Below are 17658 nucleotides of genomic sequence, written 5' to 3' on the forward strand. Positions count from 1 at the left end.
CCCCCCCCCCCCCCCCCCCCCCCCCCCCCCCCCCCCCCCCCCCCCCCCCCCCCCCCCCCCCCCCCCCCCCCCCCCCCCCCCCCCCCCCCGCCCCCACATCCACCACCCACGCGGACACCCCCGAACGCACTACGGAGGCCCAGCGGTGCACGACCTACCGCAGCAGCTGGCCAACGGCCTGATCCTCGGCGCCCTCTACGGACTCGTCGCGATCGGCTACACGATGGTCTACGGCATCGTCCAGCTCATCAACTTCGCCCACGGCGAGATCGTCATGGTCGGCGGCTTCGGCGCCCTGACCGCCTACCTCGCCCTCCCCGGCGGCACCACCCTGTGGCTGGCCCTACCCCTCATGCTGATCGCCGGCATCCTGGTCTCCACCCTCACCGCCGTCGCCGCCGAGCGCTTCGCCTACCGGCCGCTGCGCAACGCCCCCCGGCTCGCCCCCCTGATCACCGCGATCGGGCTGTCCATCTTCCTCCAGCAGCTCGTCTTCTCCTTCTACCCCGACGCCAAGAAGGCCCGGGTCTTCCCCAAGATCCCCGGCGACCCGTTCAGCCTCGGCTCCGTCACCATCCAGCGCAGCGACATCTTCCTGATCATCGCCGCCCCGCTGTGCATGCTCGCCCTCGGCTGGTTCGTCACCCGCACCCGCTCCGGCCGCGCCATGCAGGCCACCAGCCAGGACCCGGACACCGCCAAGCTGATGGGCATCGACACCGACCGCATCATCGTCATGGCCTTCGCCATCGGCGCCGCGTTCGCCGCCGTCGCCGCCGTCGCCTACGGACTGCGCAGCGGCCAGGTCGACTTCCGGATGGGCTTCATCCTCGGCCTCAAGGCCTTCACCGCCGCCGTCCTCGGCGGCATCGGCAACATCTACGGCGCCATGCTCGGCGGCCTCGCCCTCGGCCTCGCCGAAGCCCTCGCCACCGGCTACATCCAGCACCTGCCCGGCATGCACCTCTTCGGTGGCGGCGCCTGGAAGGACGTCTGGGCCTTCGTACTCCTCATCCTCGTGCTCCTCGTCCGGCCCCAAGGCCTGCTCGGCGAGCGCGTCTCGGACAGGGCGTGACCACCATGACCACCACCAGCACCGAGACCACCCCGGTCATCCCCCTGCCCGCCACCGCCGCCACCGCCCTCACCGGCCTCGGCGCCCTGCTCACCGCCGCCTCCGCCGCCATGTCCTGGACCTGGACCAGCGACTTCCCCGGCGACCTCACCTACTACGGCTCCCCGGCCGGACTCCAGTGGCTCGCCGTCGTCGCCGGCATCCTCACCCTGGTCCTGCTGCTCGCCGCCCAGGGCGTCCCCGGCCTGCGCTGGGCCGCCCCCAGCCGCAGCAACAACGCCGTCCTGTTCGCCGCCACCGGCGCCCTCGCCGTCGCCGCCTACTCCGTCACCGCCATCTCGGTCGAACTCGGCGGCCTCGCCAACCTCGAACCCGGCGGCTGGGTCCTCGCCGCCGGCGGCCTGCTCGGCGTCATCGGCGCCCTCGGCCTCCCGCTCGACCGGCGCACCGCCGTCCCGCTGCGGATCCTCGACAAGCGGCTCTTCCTGCTCGTCCCCGCCGCCCCCATCGGCTGGTTCGCCGCCCACGCCATCCCGGACGACCAGCCCGTCGCCCCGGTGACGACCGCCCTGGCCGGCGCCCTCGCCATCGCGGCCGGCGTCGTCCTGCTGCTCCAGCTCGGCCACCTCGCCAACAGCCGGATCCGCCTCGGCACCGTCGAGCGCCCGCTCCCCGCGGCCCGCCGACTCCCCTCCTGGGTCGAGGTCCTGCTCATCGTCCTGGCCTTCGGACTCGGCCTGTACGCGATCACCTTCGGCATCGACACCGAGTACGGCGAGCTCTTCATCGGCTACCTGCTGCTCGCCGCCCCCTCGATCGCCGCCCTCGCCAAGTCCGGACTGCTCGGCCGGCTGCGCGCCCTGACCGTCAAGTACCGCCCGGTCACCACCGGCGCCGCGTTCGCCGCCGCCGCCAGCTTCCCCTTCACCCAGAGCAGCGACCAGTACACCTCGGTCGCCACCAACATCCTGATCTTCGCCACCGTCGCCCTGGGCCTCAACATCGTCGTCGGCCTGGCCGGCCTGCTCGACCTCGGGTACGTCGCCTTCCTCGGCGTCGGCGCCTACGCCGCCGCCCTGGTCTCCGGCTCCCCCGCCTCGCCCATCCACGTCCAGTTCCCGTTCTGGGCCGCGATGCTCACCGGCGCCGCCGTCTCCATGGTCTTCGGCGTGCTGATCGGCGCCCCCACCCTGCGGCTGCGCGGCGACTACCTCGCCATCGTCACCCTCGGCTTCGGCGAGATCTTCCGCATCACCATGCTCAACCTCAACGGCACCACCGGCCCCAAGATCACCAACGGCTCCAACGGCATCCCGCGCATCCCCGACCTGGAGATCTTCGGCTTCGACCTCGGCAAGCCGCACACCGTCGGCGGCATCGAACTCGGCCGCTTCTCCAACTACTACCTGCTGATGCTGCTGGTCACCGCCCTCGTCGTGCTGATCTTCGCCCGCGTCGGCAACTCCCGCATCGGCCGCGCCTGGGTCGCCATCCGCGAGGACGAGACCGCCGCCGAGGCCATGGGCATCAACGGCTTCCGCCTCAAGCTGCTCGCCTTCGCCCTCGGCGCCTGCCTGGCCGGCCTGGCCGGCACCGTCCAGGCCCACGTCAGCTACACCGTCACCCCCGACCAGTACACCTTCGCCGAAGCCCTCCCGCCGAACTCCGCCTTCCTGCTCGCCGCCGTCATCCTCGGCGGCATGGGCACCATCAGCGGCCCGCTGGCCGGCGCCACCCTCCTCTTCCTCATCCCCAAGAAGCTGGAGTTCCTCTCCGACTACCAGCTCCTCGCCTTCGGCGCCGCCCTCATCGTCCTGATGCGCGTCCGCCCCGAAGGACTCATCCCCAACCGGCGCCGCCAACTCGAGTTCCACGAAGCCGCCATCCCGGCCCAGCCCACCGGCGAACCGGGCGCACTCACCAAGGCAGGGGCGTGACGCGCCAGATGACCACCACCGCAACGCCACCCACCGCAACGCCCCTGCTCGACGTCACCGGCGTCACCATGCGCTTCGGCGGCCTCACCGCCGTCAACGACGTCTCCCTCACCGTCGGCGAGGGCGAGATCATCGGCCTCATCGGCCCCAACGGCGCCGGCAAGACCACCTTCTTCAACTGCCTCACCGGCCTCTACGTCCCCACCGAGGGCACCGTCCGCTACCGCGGCACCCAACTGCCCCCCAAACCCCACCTCGTCACCCAGGCCGGCATCGCCCGCACCTTCCAGAACATCCGGCTCTTCGCCAACATGACCGTCCTGGAGAACGTCCTCGTCGGCCGGCACAGCCGCACCAAGGAAGGCATCTTCGCCGCCATCCTCCGCGGCCCCCGCTACCACCGCGCCGAAGCCGAGAGCCGCGAGAAGGCCATGGAACTCCTCGCCTTCACCGGCCTCGCCGAAAAGGCCGACCACCTCGCCCGCAACCTCCCGTACGGCGAACAGCGCAAGCTGGAGATCGCCCGCGCCCTCGCCTCCGACCCCGGCCTGCTGCTCCTCGACGAACCCACAGCGGGCATGAACCCCCAGGAGACCCGCGCCGCCGAGGAACTCGTCTTCGCCATCCGCGACCGCGGCATCTCCATCCTCGTCATCGAGCACGACATGCGGTTCATCTTCAACCTCTGCGACCGCACCGCCGTGCTCGTCCAGGGCCAGAAGATCGTCGAAGGCGACCGCGAGACCGTCCAGAACGACGAACGCGTCATCACCGCCTACCTCGGCGCCCCGCTCGAAACCCCCGCAACACCGGAGGACCCCAAGTGACCGCACTCCTCGAGGTCGAGGACCTCCGCGTCGCCTACGGCAAGATCGAAGCCGTCAAGGGCATCAGCTTCACCGTCGAACAGGGCGAGGTCACCACCCTCATCGGCACCAACGGCGCCGGCAAGACCACCACCCTGCGCACCCTCTCCGGCCTCCTCAAGCCCACCGCCGGCCGGATCACCTTCGACGGCCAGGACCTCTCCACCGTCCCCGCCCACAAGATCGTCGCCCTCGGCCTCGCCCACTCCCCCGAGGGCCGGCATATCTTCCCGCGCATGACCATCGAGGAGAACCTCCTCCTCGGCGCCTTCCTGCGCACCGACACCGCCGGCATCCAGTCCGACGTGGAACGGGCCTACACCCTCTTCCCGATCCTCGGCGAACGCCGCAAGCAGGCCGCCGGCACGCTGTCCGGCGGCGAGCAGCAGATGCTCGCCATGGGCCGGGCCCTGATGTCCCAGCCCAAGCTGCTCATGCTGGACGAGCCCTCGATGGGCCTCTCCCCGCTGATGATGCAGAAGATCATGTCCACCATCGTCGAACTCAAGGCGTCCGGTACGACCATCCTGCTGGTCGAACAGAACGCCCAGGCCGCCCTGTCGCTCTCCGACCGCGGCTACGTCATGGAGACCGGCCGCGTCGTCCTCTCCGGGACGGGCGCCGACCTCCTCCACGACGAGTCCGTCCGCAAGGCCTACCTCGGCGAGGACTGAGCCCGCACACGCGGAAGGGCCCGGCGGATCCGATCCGCCGGGCCCTTCGCCTGCGCGCTACTCGCCCTTGTCGCCCTCTTCCGCCTTCTTGCGGTCCTGGGCCTCGCCCTCCTCGATGACCGCCTCGGCCACCGCCGCCATCGTCATCCGCCGGTCCATCGAGGTCTTCTGGATCCACCGGAAGGCAGCCGGCTCGTTCAGCCCGAACTTCGTCTGCAGCACGCCCTTGGCGCGGTCCACCAGCTTCCGGGTCTCCAGCCGCTGGGTGAGATCCCCGATCTCCTTCTCCAGCTCCCGCATCTCGGTGTACCGCGACACCGCCATCTCGATCGCCGGCACCAGGTCCGACTTCGAGAACGGCTTCACGATGTACGCCATCGCCCCCGCGTCCCGCGCCCGGTCCACCAGCTCCCGCTGCGAGAACGCGGTCAGCATCAGCACCGGCGCCAGGTGCTTCTCGTGGATCTGCTCGGCGGCGGAGAGCCCGTCCAGGATCGGCATCTTCACGTCGAAGATCGCCAGATCCGGCTTGAGCTCCTCGACGAGCCGCACCGCCGTCTCCCCGTCCCCGGCCTCACCGACGACGGTGTACCCCTCCTCCTCCAGCATCTCCTTCAGGTCGAGACGGATCAGCGCCTCGTCCTCGGCGATCACGATCCGGGTGATCTGGGGCATATCGGTCTCAAGCGGCTGTGCCTGCTCGTCGGCGGTGCTCACTGGGCTCCTAGTTCCGGCGGGGTACTGCATGCACGAGGGTACCTAGACACGGTATGTTTGAGACACGACGCGAAGGCAATCGCCTTCGAATCGTAGGCCCCGATAGCCCAATCGGCAGCAGGCGATGGTCTCAAACACCATACAGTGTGGGTTCGAATCCCACTCGGGGCACTTTTCCTTCGAATCGAAGGAGTCCGCCAGCCAGACAATGGTTGGCGATCTTCGCCCAACCGGGTGAAGATCCGGGCATTTTCCTGATGCGCCCAAGAACTTCGTGCACGCTCGGCCACATGTACGAGCTCTCCGTGCGCGAACAAGCCGTCCACCTCCTGCGGCGTGGCACAGGCACCTCCGAGACCGCCCGCCGCCTTGGAGTTCCCGTCGGGACGGTCTCCTGGTGGAAACACAGGGACCTCGCCAAGCGAGGCGAACTTCCCGGCCGCAAGCACTCCACCTGTATGCACTGCGGCGGCTGCGACCTGAATCGCCCCGCCTACTCATACCTGCTCGGTCTCCACCTGGGCGACGGCCACATCAGCCACCCGAAGCAGCACCGAGTCCCCAGCCTCTTCATAACCTGTGACGACAAGTGGCCAGGGATCATGGATGCCGTCGAGACGGCCATGCGGCAGGTCTTTCCCGTTCTCACGCCTTGCCGCGTGCGGTGCCCTGGCTGCCACAACGTCAAGGTGTACTCGAAGCACCTGCCGTGCTACTTCCCCCACCACGGACCGGGCAAGAAGCACGAACGCACGATAGCCCTGGAGCCCTGGCAGCAGGAGATCGTCGACGCCCACCCCTGGGAGTTCCTGCGCGGCCTCATCCACTCCGACGGCTGCCGCATCACCAACTGGGCGACCCGCACCGTCAACGGCGTCACGAAGCGCCACGAGTACCCGCGGTTCTTCTTCACCAACACCTCGACCGACATCATCGGCCTCTTCACCGCCACCCTCGACGCCGTCGGTGTCCAGTGGAAGGCATCGACCCCCCGCCCGACCGGCCAGGTCAACATCTCCGTCGCCCGCAAGGACTCCGTCGCCCCGATGGACGCCCACATCGGCCCCAAGTCCTGACAACGCCATGTACGACATGGCCACGCGTCGGCGCGCGCTCGACCTCCACGCATCAGGCCTGACGTTCAGCCAGGTCAGCCGCGCGACGGGCATCTCCCGCTTCGCGATCCGCGAGTGGGCGTCCGGCACAGTCCCCAGCCCTCGCATGACCGCCGAGTGCCCGGTCCGCGACGGCCGGCTCGACCCATCCCGCCCACGCGCGGAGTACGCCTACCTGCTCGGCCTCTACCTCGGCGACGGCTGCATCAGCGAGGGCCGCCGCAAGGTCCACGCCCTCCGCATCGCCTGCTGCGACGCCTGGCCCGGCCTCATCGACGAGTGCGAGCGGGCCGTCTCCGCCGTCATGCCGCACAACAAGGTCAACCGCGTCCGCGCGCCCGGCTGCACCAGCGTCGTGAGCACCAGCAAGCACTGGCCCTGCCTCTTCCCCCAGCACGGCCCCGGCCCGAAGCACCTGCGGTCGATCTCCCTCGCGCCTTGGCAGCAGGAGATCGTGGACGCCCACCCGTGGGAGTTCCTGCGCGGCCTCATCCACTCCGACGGCTGCCGCATCACCAACTGGGCGACCCGCACCGTCGGTGGCGTCACGAAGCGCTACGAGTACCCGCGGTACTTTTTCACCAACACCTCGACCGACATCATCGGCCTCTTCACCGCCACCCTCGACGCCGTCGGCGTCGCCTGGAAGGCCGCTCCGCGCGCGACCGGCGCCACCAACATCTCCGTCGCCCGCAAGGACTCCGTCGCCCTCATGGACGCCCACATCGGTCCCAAGTACTGACAGCGGCGCGACCCCTGGCAGGGCCGCGCCGCCTGAGCAACGTCAGTCGTCCAGGGTCCCCACGTGGTGGACGCGGACGAGGTTGGTGGAGCCGGCCAGGCCGGGCGGGGAGCCGGCGGTGATGACGACGATGTCGCCCTTCTGGCAGCGGCCGAGGGAGAGCAGGGCCGCGTCGACCTGTTCGACCATCTGGTCGGTGGTCGGGGCGAAGGGGCCGAGGAAGGTCTCCACGCCCCAGGTGAGGGCGAGTTGGCTGCGCACGGCCGGTTCGTAGGTGAAGGCGAGCACCGGGATGGGCGAGCGGTAGCGGGTGAGCCGCCGGGCGGTGTCGCCGGACTGGGTGAAGGCGATCAGGTACTTGGCGTGCAGGAAGTCGCCGATCTCGGCGGCCGCGCGGGCGACGGCGCCGCCCTGGGTCCGCGGCTTGCTGCCGGTGGTCAGCGGGGGCAGTCCGGCGGCCAGGATGTCGTTCTCGGCGGCTTCGATGATCCGGCCCATGGTCTTGACCGTCTCGATCGGGAACTTGCCGACCGAGGTCTCGCCGCTGAGCATCACCGCGTCCGTCCCGTCGAGGACGGCGTTGGCGACGTCGGAGGCCTCGGCGCGGGTGGGCCGGGAGGCGTTGATCATCGAGTCGAGCATCTGGGTCGCCACGATGACGGGCTTGGCGTTGCGCCTGGCCAGCTTGATGGCGCGCTTCTGGACCAGCGGGACCTGTTCGAGGGGCATCTCCACGCCCAGGTCCCCGCGGGCCACCATGATGCCGTCGAAGGCGTCCACGATGGAGTCGAGGTTCTCGACCGCCTGCGGCTTCTCGATCTTGGCGATGACCGGGACGTACCGCCCCTCCTCGGCCATCACCCGGTGCACGTCCTCGATGTCGCGCCCGGTGCGGACGAAGGAGAGCGCGATCAGGTCGGCGCCGGTGCGCAGCGCCCACCGCAGGTCGGCGACGTCCTTGTCGCTGAGTGCGGGGACGGAGACGGCGACGCCGGGGAGGTTGAGGCCCTTGTGGTCGGAGACGAGTCCGCCTTCGATGACGAGGCATCGCACCCGTGGTCCGTCGACGGCGACGACTTCGAGGGTGACGCGGCCGTCGTCGACGAGGATGCGTTCGCCGCGGCTGACGTCGCCGGCGAGGCCGGCGTAGGTGGTGCCGCAGATGTCCTTGTCCCCCACGACGCCGTTGTCGGTGGAGATGGTGAACTCGTCGCCGCGTTCGAGGAGTACGGGCCCGTGGGCGAAGGTGTCGAGTCGGATCTTCGGGCCTTGGAGGTCGGCGAGGACGCCGACGCTCCGGCCGGTCTCGTCGGCGGCCTTGCGGACGCGACGGTAGCGTTCCTCGTGTTCGGCGTGGGTGCCGTGGCTGAGGTTGAAGCGGGCGACGTCCATTCCGGCGTCGACCAGGGTCTTGATCTGGTCGTACGAGTCGGTGGCCGGCCCGAGGGTGCAGACGATTTTTGCTCGGCGCATACTGCTGAGGGTAGGCATTACCGGCGCGTAACCTCGACGCGGGTCCGGACTGCGGGATGACCTTTGTCGTAAGGCGAGTTGAACAATCTGACACTTCCTCGGACCGGTGTGCGAGGGGTTCGTCGAGGGTTGTTCGGGCGCCCTCCCGGAGCCCCTCTTCCGATGCGATTCCGTGAAACGGTGTTCACCCCCGGTTCACCGCGCCTTCCGCCCGTGCTCCCCGCCCGGCGGGACGCTCGTCACCCCCGGGTGACCGCATCCGGGTGGCGGAGCAACGAGGGGGAGGCGCTCGCGATGAGACGACGCGCTCTGGGGGTGCTCGCGGCCCTGGCCCTGCTGGGCGGGGTGACGTACGCGCTGGTCCCGGAGGACGCCGGGACCGGCCCGACGAAGACGGTCACGGTCACCGGGCTGATCGGTTCGGAGAAGCGGAGCTTCTTCGAGAACGCCGAGGTGAAGGCCGAGTTGGCGAAGCAGGGGGTGGAGGTGCACGCCGACTCGACCGGTTCGTGGACGATGAGCGAGCAGGCGAGGAGCAGTTCCGGGCTGGACTTCGCGTTCCCGGCGAGCACCGCGCCGGCCCGGGAGATCCAGCGCGACTGGGGGTTGCAGGACTCGCCGCTGGTGCCGTTCTACTCACCGCTGGTGGTGGTGGCGCACGCGCCGGTCGCGCAGATCCTCAAGGACAGCAACCTGGCCGCGAAGGACGATTCGACCGGTGTGTGGACGTTCCGGATGGACGAGTACGTCCGTGCCCTCAAGGCCGGGCGCAAGTGGCAGGACCTGGCGGGCGCGGGGAGCCACGGGGAGTTGTCGGGCCCGGTCTTCGTCACCACCACCGATCCGGAGAGTTCCTCCTCGGGGGCGTTGTACATCGCGCTGCTGTCGTACGTCCTGAACAACAACCTGGTGGTCTCCGACGACGCCGGGGTCGAGGCCGCCCGGCCGGTCCTGTACCAGGCGACCGCGCTGCAGGGCGGCCAGAAGAGCAGCAGCGACGAGCCGTTCCGGGACTTCCTGGCCGGGGTGGGCAACCCGCTGATCTTCGGCTACGAGTCGCAGGTCGCCGCGATGGCCGTCCAGGGCCAGCCGACCGGGGACATGGTGGTGATGTATCCGGACACCACGGCCTACTCCGACCACACCATCATCGCCCGCACCCAGAACGGCCGGAAGCTCGCCGGACTGCTGCAGAACGACGAGGCGCTGCGCGCCCTGGAGGTCCGGTTCGGCTTCCGTCCGCAGGCGGGCAGCGGCGCCTTCGCCGACCGGGTGAAGGACGTCAGGCAGCCGGTCTTCGCCCAGGACCTGAACGCGGCGAGGGTGAAGCAGGCGACCGTCCCGTCGCTGGAGAACCTGACCAAGCTGACCAAGGCGGCGAAGGGGAGCCCGAAGTGAACCTCCTGACGAAGCGGCCCGCCCGGCTGGCCGCCGTCCTGGCGGCGGTGCTGGCCGCGGTGACCGCCTGCACCTCCTCTCCCGCCCCGGCGCCCGCGCCGAACCCGACCGGCTCGCTGGCCGAGACCGCGCGCCCCGGGGTGCTGCGCGTCCTGGCCGGCAGTGAACTCCAGGACCTGCAACCGGTCCTGGACGACGCGCGGAAGGCGACCGGGGTGACGGTCCAACTGGCGTACGGCGGCACGCTGGACGGCGCGGACGCCATCTCCGCCGGGCGGGCGGACGGCAAGTACGACGCGGTCTGGTTCCCGTCGAACCAGTACCTGCGGCTGGACCCGGCGGGCAAGTCCAAGGTGCTGTCGGAGACCCCGGTGATGGTCTCCCCGGTGGCCGTGGGGGTGCGCTCCTCCGTCCTCGCCGACCTCGGCTGGGGGGACGGTTCGAAGGTCACCTGGGCGCAGATCGGCGATGCGGCCGCGGCCGGGAAGCTGTCGTACGGGATGTCCGACCCGTCGCGCTCCAACTCCGGCTTCTCCGCCCTGGTCGCGGTGGCCTCGGCGTTCTCCGGCGCGGGCGCGGCACTGACCTCGGCGGACGTGCAGAAGGCGACGCCGCAGTTGAAGCAGTTCTTCACCGGCCAGAAGCTGACCTCGGGTTCCTCGGGGTGGCTGGCGCAGGCCTACGCCAAGGCCGAGCCGGGCCGGGTCGGCGCCCTGGTGAACTACGAGTCGGTGCTGCTGTCGCTGAATCAAACGCTGCCCGCGGACCAGCGGCTGACGGTGGTGCGCCCGGTGGACGGCGTGGTGTCGGCGGACTACCCGCTGTCGCTGCTGTCCTCGGCGGGGCAGGGCGAGCGGGAGTCCTTCCAGCGGCTGGTCGGCTACCTGTTGAAGGAGGACGTGCAGAGGCGCATCTCGGAGCTGACGCTGCGGCGCCCGGTGACGGCGGGGGTGGCCCCGGCGGCGGGGCTGCCCGCCGACCGCCGCCGCGAGCTGCCGTTCCCGGGTACCCGGGCGGTGGCGGACGGCCTGCTGGCCTCGTACCAGAACGAGCTGCGCCGCCCGTCCCGGACGGTGTACGTGCTGGACACCTCGGGTTCGATGGACGGCCAGCGGCTGGCCTCGCTCAAGGCGGCGCTGGGCCGGCTGACCGGTACGGACGACACCCGGGGGCTGCGCCGTTTCCGGGACCGCGAGGAGGTCACGCTGCTCTCCTTCGCGTCCTCGGTGAAGTGGTCGAGGACCCATGTCGTCCCGGCCTCGGGCAGCCAGCCCGGTCCGGAGTCCGAACTGGCGGCGATCAACGCCGACGTCCAGTCGCTGCGGGCCGAGGGCGGTACGGCGCTGTACGACTCGCTGGAGCAGGCGTACCGGGTGATCGAGGCGCAGCAGAAGGCGGCGGGGGACGACCGGTTCACGTCGATCGTGCTGATGACGGACGGGGAGAGCAACGAGGGCGCGACGGACGGGGACTTCAAGCGCTTCCACGACGGGTTGCCGTCGGCGGAGAAGTCGATCCCGGTGTTCCCGATCAAGTTCGGGGAGGCGGCGGTGAGCCAGTTGCAGGGGATCGCGGACGTCAGCGGGGGCAAGCTCTTCGACGGCGGGGGTTCGCTGGACGGGGTGTTCGAGGAGATCCGTGGCTACCAGTAACGGGGCCGGGTTCGGTCGGCTGCTGCTGGGCTACCTGGAGTCGACCAGGAACCTGGTCGGCTGCGGGGGCGGCGCCATCGGGCTGGGGCTGCACTTCGCGGGCCTGGGCGGGTCCTGGTGGCCGGGGGTGGTGGCGGGCCTGTACGGCGTCGGCGCCCTGCTGACGCCGGGCCCGCCGCCACCGCCCCCTCCTCCGCCGCCACCGCCGCCCCCGCCGCCTCCGGCGCACCCCGAACTGGACGGGCTGGCCGCCTATCTGGAGACCGTCCCGCTGCCCGCTTCCGCCGGGGTGGACGCCCTGCTGGTGGCGTTGCGCGAGGCCGGTCCCGGCCCGGTGGCCGATCCGATCGTCCGGCACCGCCTGCCGGTCGCGGTGGACGGCTACCTACGGGCTCGCGCCTGGCTGCCGTGGGCGGAGCCGGACGCGCCGGACCCGGCGGCGCAGCTGGGCCGCGAGGTGAAGCAGCTGTCCGCCGAACTGGGCTGACCGAAGTCGACCGACCGGCCGGAAGGCAGGGGCGGGGTGGCCGGAAATCGACCCTCCCGCCCCATACCACCCCTTTCTCCGCCCACCCCGGACACGAACGAGTCGCCAAGATCTCACCCGTTGGAAACGTCCGAGGGCTATCCAGCGGCCCGGCCCGCACGGCACACTTCTACGCGCGTCCTTCTACGCGCGTCACCGCTCTCGCCGACGCGCCACGCACCTCATCTGCACACACGTTGACGGCCCATCCGCCGTCGTTCCCCACTCGGGAGAGTCGTCCATGCCGCTGAACCGCCGTGACTTCGTCACCCGGTCCGCCGCCACCGCCGCCGGCGCCGCCCTGACCGGCGGAGCCGTCGTCGCCGCCGCCCCCGCCGCCGCGGCCGCCGAGCCGGACACGGCGGCCGCCAAGGGCAGGAAGAAGCAGCCCCGCCGCCAGGCCTTCACCGTCATGGGCACCACCGACCTGCACGGCCGGGTGCTCAACTGGGACTACTTCACCGACGCCGAGTACGTCGACAAGGCCCACAACGCGGTCGGCCTCGCCAAGATCTCCACGCTGGCCAACCAGGTCCGCGAGGAGAAGGGCTGGGACCGCTGCCTGCTCATCGACTCGGGCGACATCATCCAGGGCACCCAGCTGTCCTACTACTACGCCCGGGTCGAGCCGATCGCCACCGACGGCGACAACGTGCCGGACCACCCGATGGCGGTCGCCATGAACCTCATGGGCTACGACGCCGCCGCGCTCGGCAACCACGAGTTCAACTACGGCATCCCCACCGTGAAGGCCTTCGAGGACCAGCTGGAGTTCCCGCTGCTCGGCGCCAACGCCCTGCACGCGAAGAACGAGAAGCCGGCCTTCAAGCCGTACGTGATCAAGGAGGTGTGGCTGGACGAGGACACCCCGATCAAGGTCGGCATCCTCGGCCTCACCAACCCCGGCATCGCGATCTGGGACAAGGCCAACGTGGCCGGGCAGATGGTCTTCCCGGGCATCGTCGAGACCGCCGCCAAGTACGTGCCCCGGATGAAGGCCGCGGGCGCGGACGTCATCGTGGTCTCCGCCCACTCCGGCATCGACGAGCCGACCACCTACGGCGACCAGCTGCCCTGGCCCGAGGACGCGTCCGGCGAGATGGCCGAGACCGTCGCGGACATCGACGCGGTGCTGGTGGGCCACACCCACAAGGAGGTCGCGCAGCGCCTCATCGTCAACAAGAAGACCGGCAGGACGGTCGTGCTCTCCGAGCCGCTCTGCTGGGGCCAGCGCCTGAGCTGCTTCGACTTCGAGGTCGAGTTCGTCGACGGCCACTGGAAGGTCGCCTCGGTCTCCTCCCGGGTGCTGAACTCCAACACCGTGCCGGAGAACCCGGAGATCAGCGACGCCATCGTCGGCCAGCACAAGAAGGTCGTCGCGTACGTCAACCAGAACATCGGCACCAGCAAGATCGAGCTGTCGATCGCCGACGCCCGGTTCAAGGCCACCCCGATCATCGACCTGATCGGCAAGGTCCAGGCCGACGCCGTCAGGACCGCGCTGGCGGGCGGGCAGTACGCCAACCTCCCGGTCCTGGCCCAGGCCGCCCCGTTCAACCGCACCGCGCTGATCCCGTCCGGCCAGGTCAAGCTGCGCGACGCGGCCGGCCTGTACATCTACGAGAACACCCTGGAGGCCCGCATCCTGACGGGCGCCCAGCTCAAGGACTACCTGGAGTTCTCGGCGAAGTACTACTACCAGCTCGCCCCGGGCGCCCCGGTCGACAAGGACGCCATGACCGGCGCCGAGACCACCCCGGACTACAACTACGACTCGGTCTACGGCCTGAGCTACGACATCGACATCGCCCAGCCCAAGGGCCGGCGGATCGTCAACCTCAGCTTCCAGGGCAAGCCGATCGACCCGAACGCCCAGTTCGTGTTCGCGGTCAACAACTACCGCGCCAACGGCGGCGGCAACTTCCCGCACGTCGCCACCGCCAAGGTGGTCTGGACGAACTCCGACGAGATCCGCAACACCATGATCGCCTGGGTCAAGGCCAAGGGCGTCATCGACCCCGCCGACTTCTTCACCAACTCCTGGCGCCTCGTCCGCGCCGGCCAGCCGGTGTTCTAGTCACACCTTTCCATGAAGGCCGTCTGCCCCCGCGCAGACGGCCTTCGTGCCGTTCCCGCTGGAAGAATGGAGCCATGAGCGAGTTCCCGATTCCCGACCGCCACGCCCGGCTGCTCGAGTACGCGCAAAGCCTGACGCCCCCGGCCGGATGGAAGATCGAGATCTCCGGCGACGAGATCATCATGATGGCCGGCCCGTCCGCGATCCACCAGCGCAACCTCCTGCTGGTCCGCAGGCAGTTCGAGGCACACGAGCCGGCCGACATGATGCCGAGCGAGAACACGGACCTCGCCTCCCCCAACGTGGGAAAGCTGCGCAACCCCGGCCTCACCTACATCCCTCTGGAGTCGGCCGGCAACCCGACCCCCGCCGAGCAGGCCGCCATCGCGGTCGAGATCGTCTCCCCGTCGAACCCCGAGAACGACCTGGTCGGCAAGGTCCGCGACTATCCGCTGATGGGCATCCCGCTCTACCTCCTGATCGACCCGCGCGAGGGCGACATCACCCTCTACTCGGACCCCTCCGACGGCAGCTACCACCAGTGCTGGCACGGCAAGTTCGGGGACCGCGTGCCGATCCCGGTCCCCTTCGACTTCAAGCTCGCCACCGACGGCCTGGTCCGCTACCCCGCCTGAGCCGCCGTCTAGAACGGGAACGGCGCCCGCCCGTGCTGCACCGAGATCCACTTCACGGTGGTGAAGGCGTCCACCGTGTACTCCCCGTTGAGCCGCCCGACGCCGGAGTTCTTCTCCCCGCCGAACGGCACCCCGGGCTCGTCCGCGATGGTCCCGCCGTTGACGTGGATCATGCCGGTCTCGATCCGCTGGGCGACCCGCACCCCGCGCTCGACGTCCGCGGTGTGCACCGCGCCGCTGAGCCCGAAGGGCGTGTGGTTGGCCAGCCGGACGGCCTCCTCCTCGCCGTCGAAGGGCACCAGCAGGACGACCGGGCCGAAGAGTTCGCGCTGCAGGATGGGCGCGTCCTCGGCCAGGCCGGTGAGCACGGTGGGCGCCATCAGGCTGCCGGCCGTGGCCCCGCGGAGCAGGGCGGTGGCGCCGCCGGCGACGGCCTGGTCGACCTGGGCGTTGATCGCGTCGGCCTGGACGGCGTTGATCAGCGGGCCGATGTGGGTGGCCGGGTCCCGGGGGTCGCCGACGGTCAGCGAGGCGATCTTGGCGACGAACTTCTCGGTGAACTCGGCGAGCACCCGCCGGTCCACCAGCACCCGGTTGGCGGCCATGCAGACCTGGCCCTGGTGGACGAAGCGGCTGAACACGGCCGCGTCCACGGCGTAGTCGACGTCGGCGTCGTCCAGGACGATCAGCGCGCTGTTGCCGCCGAGTTCCAGCACCGCCCGCTTGAAGTGCGCGGCGGCGACGGTGGCGACGTGCCGGCCGATCTGGTCGGAGCCGGTGAAGGAGATCACCTTGGGCACCGGGTGCTCCAGGAAGCTGTCGCCGATCTCCGCGATGTCGGTGATGACGACGTTCAGCAGGCCGGGCGGCAGGCCCGCGTCCTCGAAGAGCTTGGCGATCAGGCTGCCGCCGACGATCGGGGTCTCCTGGTGCGGCTTGAGCACCACGCCGTTGCCGAGCGCGAGCGCCGGGCCGATCGCCTTGAGGGCGAGGAACAGCGGGAAGTTGAACGGGCTGATCACACCGACCACGCCGACCGGCAGCCGGTAGAGGCGGTTCTCCTTGCCGGGGGCGGGGGAGGGCAGCAGCCGGCCCTCGGTGGCCACCGACAGGTGCAGGCACTCCCGCAGCACGTCCTTGACCAGGGAGAGTTCGAAGCCGGCCTTGAGCGCGGTGCCGCCGAGTTCGGCCATCACGGCCCGGACGATCTCGCCCTCGCGCTCCTCCAGCAGCCGCAGCGCCCGCTCGAAGACCAGGCGGCGCTGGTAGGGGTTGGTGGCGGCCCAGGAGCGCTGGGCGCGCTCGGCGGCGCGGTAGGCCCGGTCGACCTCGGCGACGGTGGCCACGGTGATGGTGGCCAGCTTGTCCCCGGTGTAGGGGTCGACGTCGACGATGTCCCAGGAGCCGCTGCCGCTGCACCATTCGCCGTCGATGTACTGCAGCGCCAACTCGGAGAAGTACGACATCTGTTCCCTCTCGTGCCCGACCTGATGGGAGCTCATCGTACTGATGTGTCAAAGCTCTTGGCGTACGGAGAGCAGAAGATCGCGGGTCCGTTCGGGTTCGAGGCTCTCGGCGAGCAGCCCGTCCATCGCCTGCCGGTACGAGGCGACCTCGGCGGGCTTGTCCACGTAGAGGGCGGTGGTGAACTGCTCCAGGTAGACGACGTCGGCGAGTTCGGCCTCGGCGAAGCCCAGCACGCTGAACGCACCGCTCTCGGCGCTCAGCGCGGCGCCGCCGAGCGGCCGCACCTGGAGGCGCACGTTGGGCAGTTCGGAGAGCTGGAGGAGGGTGTCCAGCTGGCCGCGCATCAGCTCGGGCCCGCCCCAGGGGCGGCGCAGCGCGGCCTCGTCGAGGACGGCGTGCAGGTGCGGCGGGTGGTCGGCGGTGAGCAGGTCCTGGCGCTTGCGCCGCACCTCGACCCGGCGTTCGACCTCGTCGTCCCGGAGGCCGTGGCAGCCGGCGTGGATGACGGCGCGGGCGTAGTCGGCGGTCTGCAGCAGCCCGTGCACGAACTGGACCTCGTAGCTGCGGATCTCGGCGGCGGCCTCTTCCAGGCCGAGGTAGTTCTGGAACCAGGCGGGCAGCACGTCGCCGTAGTCGTGCCACCAGGAGGTGGCGTTGGCCTCCCGGACGAGGCCGAGGACGTTGGCCCGTTCCTGTTCGGCGTCGACGCCGTAGAGGGTGAGCAGGTCGGCGACGTCGCGTTCCTTGAAGCCGACCCGGCCGAGCTCCATCCGGCTGATCTTGGACTCGGAGGCGCGGATCGAGTACCCGGCCTCCTCGCGGCTGACGCCTCTGGCCTCGCGGAGCTTGCGCAGCTGGCTGCCGAGCAGCAGGCGCCGTACGGTGGCGCCTCCGCCTGCCTGAGTCGTGCCCATCGAAGTCAACCTCCGCACTCGTGCAGCCCCCCGGCCGTCGGCCGCAGTCTGCCACCTGGCACTGACGAGCAACAGCCCGTGCCGGGTCGCATTCCGGTCGCGGTGCGAAGCCTGGGAGAAAGCTGGGAGGCGACCCTCGGTGCACGGACGGACGCGCAGGTGGGAGCGCAGGTGGGAGCCCTGGTAAGGGGCGGGTGAGAGCTCCGGCGGGGCGCGGGTGAGAGGAGTCTGGGAACGCGTTCCGGAACCCGCCGGGAAGCCCCGGCGACACCCCGGGAACGCGAGAGGGAACGCACTCGGGAACCCGCGGGGGAACGCGACGGCGCCCGCCCTCCAACTGGTCGGGGAAGAGGGCAGGCGCCAGGAGACCGCGTTGGCCCGGCGACGCTG

Annotated in this window: 15 protein-coding genes and 1 tRNA gene; 12 read left to right on the forward strand and 4 right to left on the reverse strand. The window is 70.4% G+C overall.

What is annotated here, in order from left to right; translation table 11 throughout:
- The first annotated feature begins 145 nt into the window (after positions 1-145).
- From ACZ58X_RS21120 to ACZ58X_RS21135, 4 genes are read left to right on the forward strand one after another with little or no spacing between them, the layout of a single operon-like run.
- A complete protein-coding gene (locus ACZ58X_RS21120) occupies positions 146-1075 on the forward strand; it encodes a branched-chain amino acid ABC transporter permease (RefSeq protein WP_350505243.1) in 930 nt (309 codons plus the stop codon).
- Between the two features lie 5 nt (positions 1076-1080).
- Complete coding sequence (locus ACZ58X_RS21125; protein WP_470335148.1) at positions 1081-3012, forward strand: branched-chain amino acid ABC transporter permease; 1932 nt, start codon at positions 1081-1083, stop codon at positions 3010-3012.
- 8 nt (positions 3013-3020) lie between these two features.
- On the forward strand, positions 3021-3839 hold the full coding sequence (locus tag ACZ58X_RS21130) for an ABC transporter ATP-binding protein (protein WP_375893394.1): 819 nt from the start codon (positions 3021-3023) through the stop codon (positions 3837-3839).
- On the forward strand, positions 3836-4552 hold the full coding sequence (locus ACZ58X_RS21135) for an ABC transporter ATP-binding protein (protein WP_470335149.1): 717 nt from the start codon (positions 3836-3838) through the stop codon (positions 4550-4552). The genes ACZ58X_RS21130 and ACZ58X_RS21135 overlap by 4 nt, the downstream gene beginning before the upstream one ends.
- Before the next feature lie 57 nt (positions 4553-4609).
- Here ACZ58X_RS21135 and ACZ58X_RS21140 read toward each other — a convergent pair whose 3' ends face one another.
- Positions 4610-5227, reverse strand: coding sequence for an ANTAR domain-containing response regulator (locus ACZ58X_RS21140; RefSeq protein ID WP_470335308.1), 618 nt, complete (start codon positions 5225-5227; stop codon positions 4610-4612).
- Positions 5228-5365: 138 nt separating this feature from the next.
- On the opposite strand from ACZ58X_RS21140, the gene ACZ58X_RS21145 reads away from it, so the two are divergent.
- The 3 genes from ACZ58X_RS21145 to ACZ58X_RS21155 all read left to right on the forward strand — a co-directional run bounded on the left by ACZ58X_RS21145 (position 5366) and on the right by ACZ58X_RS21155 (position 7126).
- Positions 5366-5440 (forward strand) — tRNA-Leu (locus ACZ58X_RS21145).
- A gap of 119 nt (positions 5441-5559) precedes the next feature.
- Positions 5560-6345, forward strand: coding sequence for an RNA polymerase sigma factor sigma-70 region 4 domain-containing protein (locus ACZ58X_RS21150; RefSeq protein ID WP_470335150.1), 786 nt, complete (start codon positions 5560-5562; stop codon positions 6343-6345).
- A 7-nt stretch (positions 6346-6352) separates the two neighbouring features.
- Complete coding sequence (locus tag ACZ58X_RS21155) at positions 6353-7126, forward strand: transcriptional regulator (RefSeq protein ID WP_470335151.1); 774 nt, start codon at positions 6353-6355, stop codon at positions 7124-7126.
- A 42-nt stretch (positions 7127-7168) separates the two neighbouring features.
- Here the strand turns inward: ACZ58X_RS21155 and pyk are convergent, their stop codons facing one another.
- Positions 7169-8599, reverse strand: a complete 1431-nt coding sequence (gene pyk / locus ACZ58X_RS21160) for a pyruvate kinase (protein WP_470335152.1) — start codon at positions 8597-8599, stop codon at positions 7169-7171.
- Positions 8600-8893: 294 nt separating this feature from the next.
- On the opposite strand from pyk, the gene ACZ58X_RS21165 reads away from it, so the two are divergent.
- From ACZ58X_RS21165 to ACZ58X_RS21185, 5 genes are all read left to right on the forward strand, one after another.
- Positions 8894-9997, forward strand: coding sequence for a substrate-binding domain-containing protein (locus tag ACZ58X_RS21165; RefSeq protein ID WP_470335153.1), 1104 nt, complete (start codon positions 8894-8896; stop codon positions 9995-9997).
- Positions 9994-11649 (forward strand): extracellular solute-binding protein, encoded by a 1656-nt coding sequence (locus ACZ58X_RS21170; protein WP_470335154.1) that lies wholly within the window; start codon positions 9994-9996, stop codon positions 11647-11649. The genes ACZ58X_RS21165 and ACZ58X_RS21170 overlap by 4 nt, the downstream gene beginning before the upstream one ends.
- Positions 11636-12136 carry a hypothetical protein gene (locus tag ACZ58X_RS21175; RefSeq protein ID WP_470335155.1) on the forward strand — a complete coding sequence of 167 codons (501 nt, stop codon included), beginning with the start codon at positions 11636-11638 and terminating at the stop codon, positions 12134-12136. The genes ACZ58X_RS21170 and ACZ58X_RS21175 overlap by 14 nt, the downstream gene beginning before the upstream one ends.
- A gap of 280 nt (positions 12137-12416) precedes the next feature.
- On the forward strand, positions 12417-14252 hold the full coding sequence (locus ACZ58X_RS21180; protein ID WP_470335156.1) for a bifunctional metallophosphatase/5'-nucleotidase: 1836 nt from the start codon (positions 12417-12419) through the stop codon (positions 14250-14252).
- A 74-nt stretch (positions 14253-14326) separates the two neighbouring features.
- Positions 14327-14887 carry a Uma2 family endonuclease gene (locus ACZ58X_RS21185; protein WP_470335157.1) on the forward strand — a complete coding sequence of 187 codons (561 nt, stop codon included), beginning with the start codon at positions 14327-14329 and terminating at the stop codon, positions 14885-14887.
- A gap of 8 nt (positions 14888-14895) precedes the next feature.
- On the opposite strand, the gene ACZ58X_RS21190 is transcribed toward ACZ58X_RS21185, so the two are convergent.
- Together ACZ58X_RS21190 and ACZ58X_RS21195 are read right to left on the reverse strand one after the other, a co-directional pair.
- Positions 14896-16353 (reverse strand): aldehyde dehydrogenase family protein, encoded by a 1458-nt coding sequence (locus ACZ58X_RS21190; protein WP_470335309.1) that lies wholly within the window; start codon positions 16351-16353, stop codon positions 14896-14898.
- 48 nt (positions 16354-16401) lie between these two features.
- Positions 16402-17268: a helix-turn-helix domain-containing protein gene (locus tag ACZ58X_RS21195; RefSeq protein ID WP_470335158.1), complete on the reverse strand. Its 867-nt coding sequence runs from the start codon at positions 17266-17268 to the stop codon at positions 16402-16404.
- Between the last annotated feature and the right edge of the window lie 390 nt (positions 17269-17658).

The organism is Kitasatospora sp. NPDC040550, from assembly GCF_055594965.1.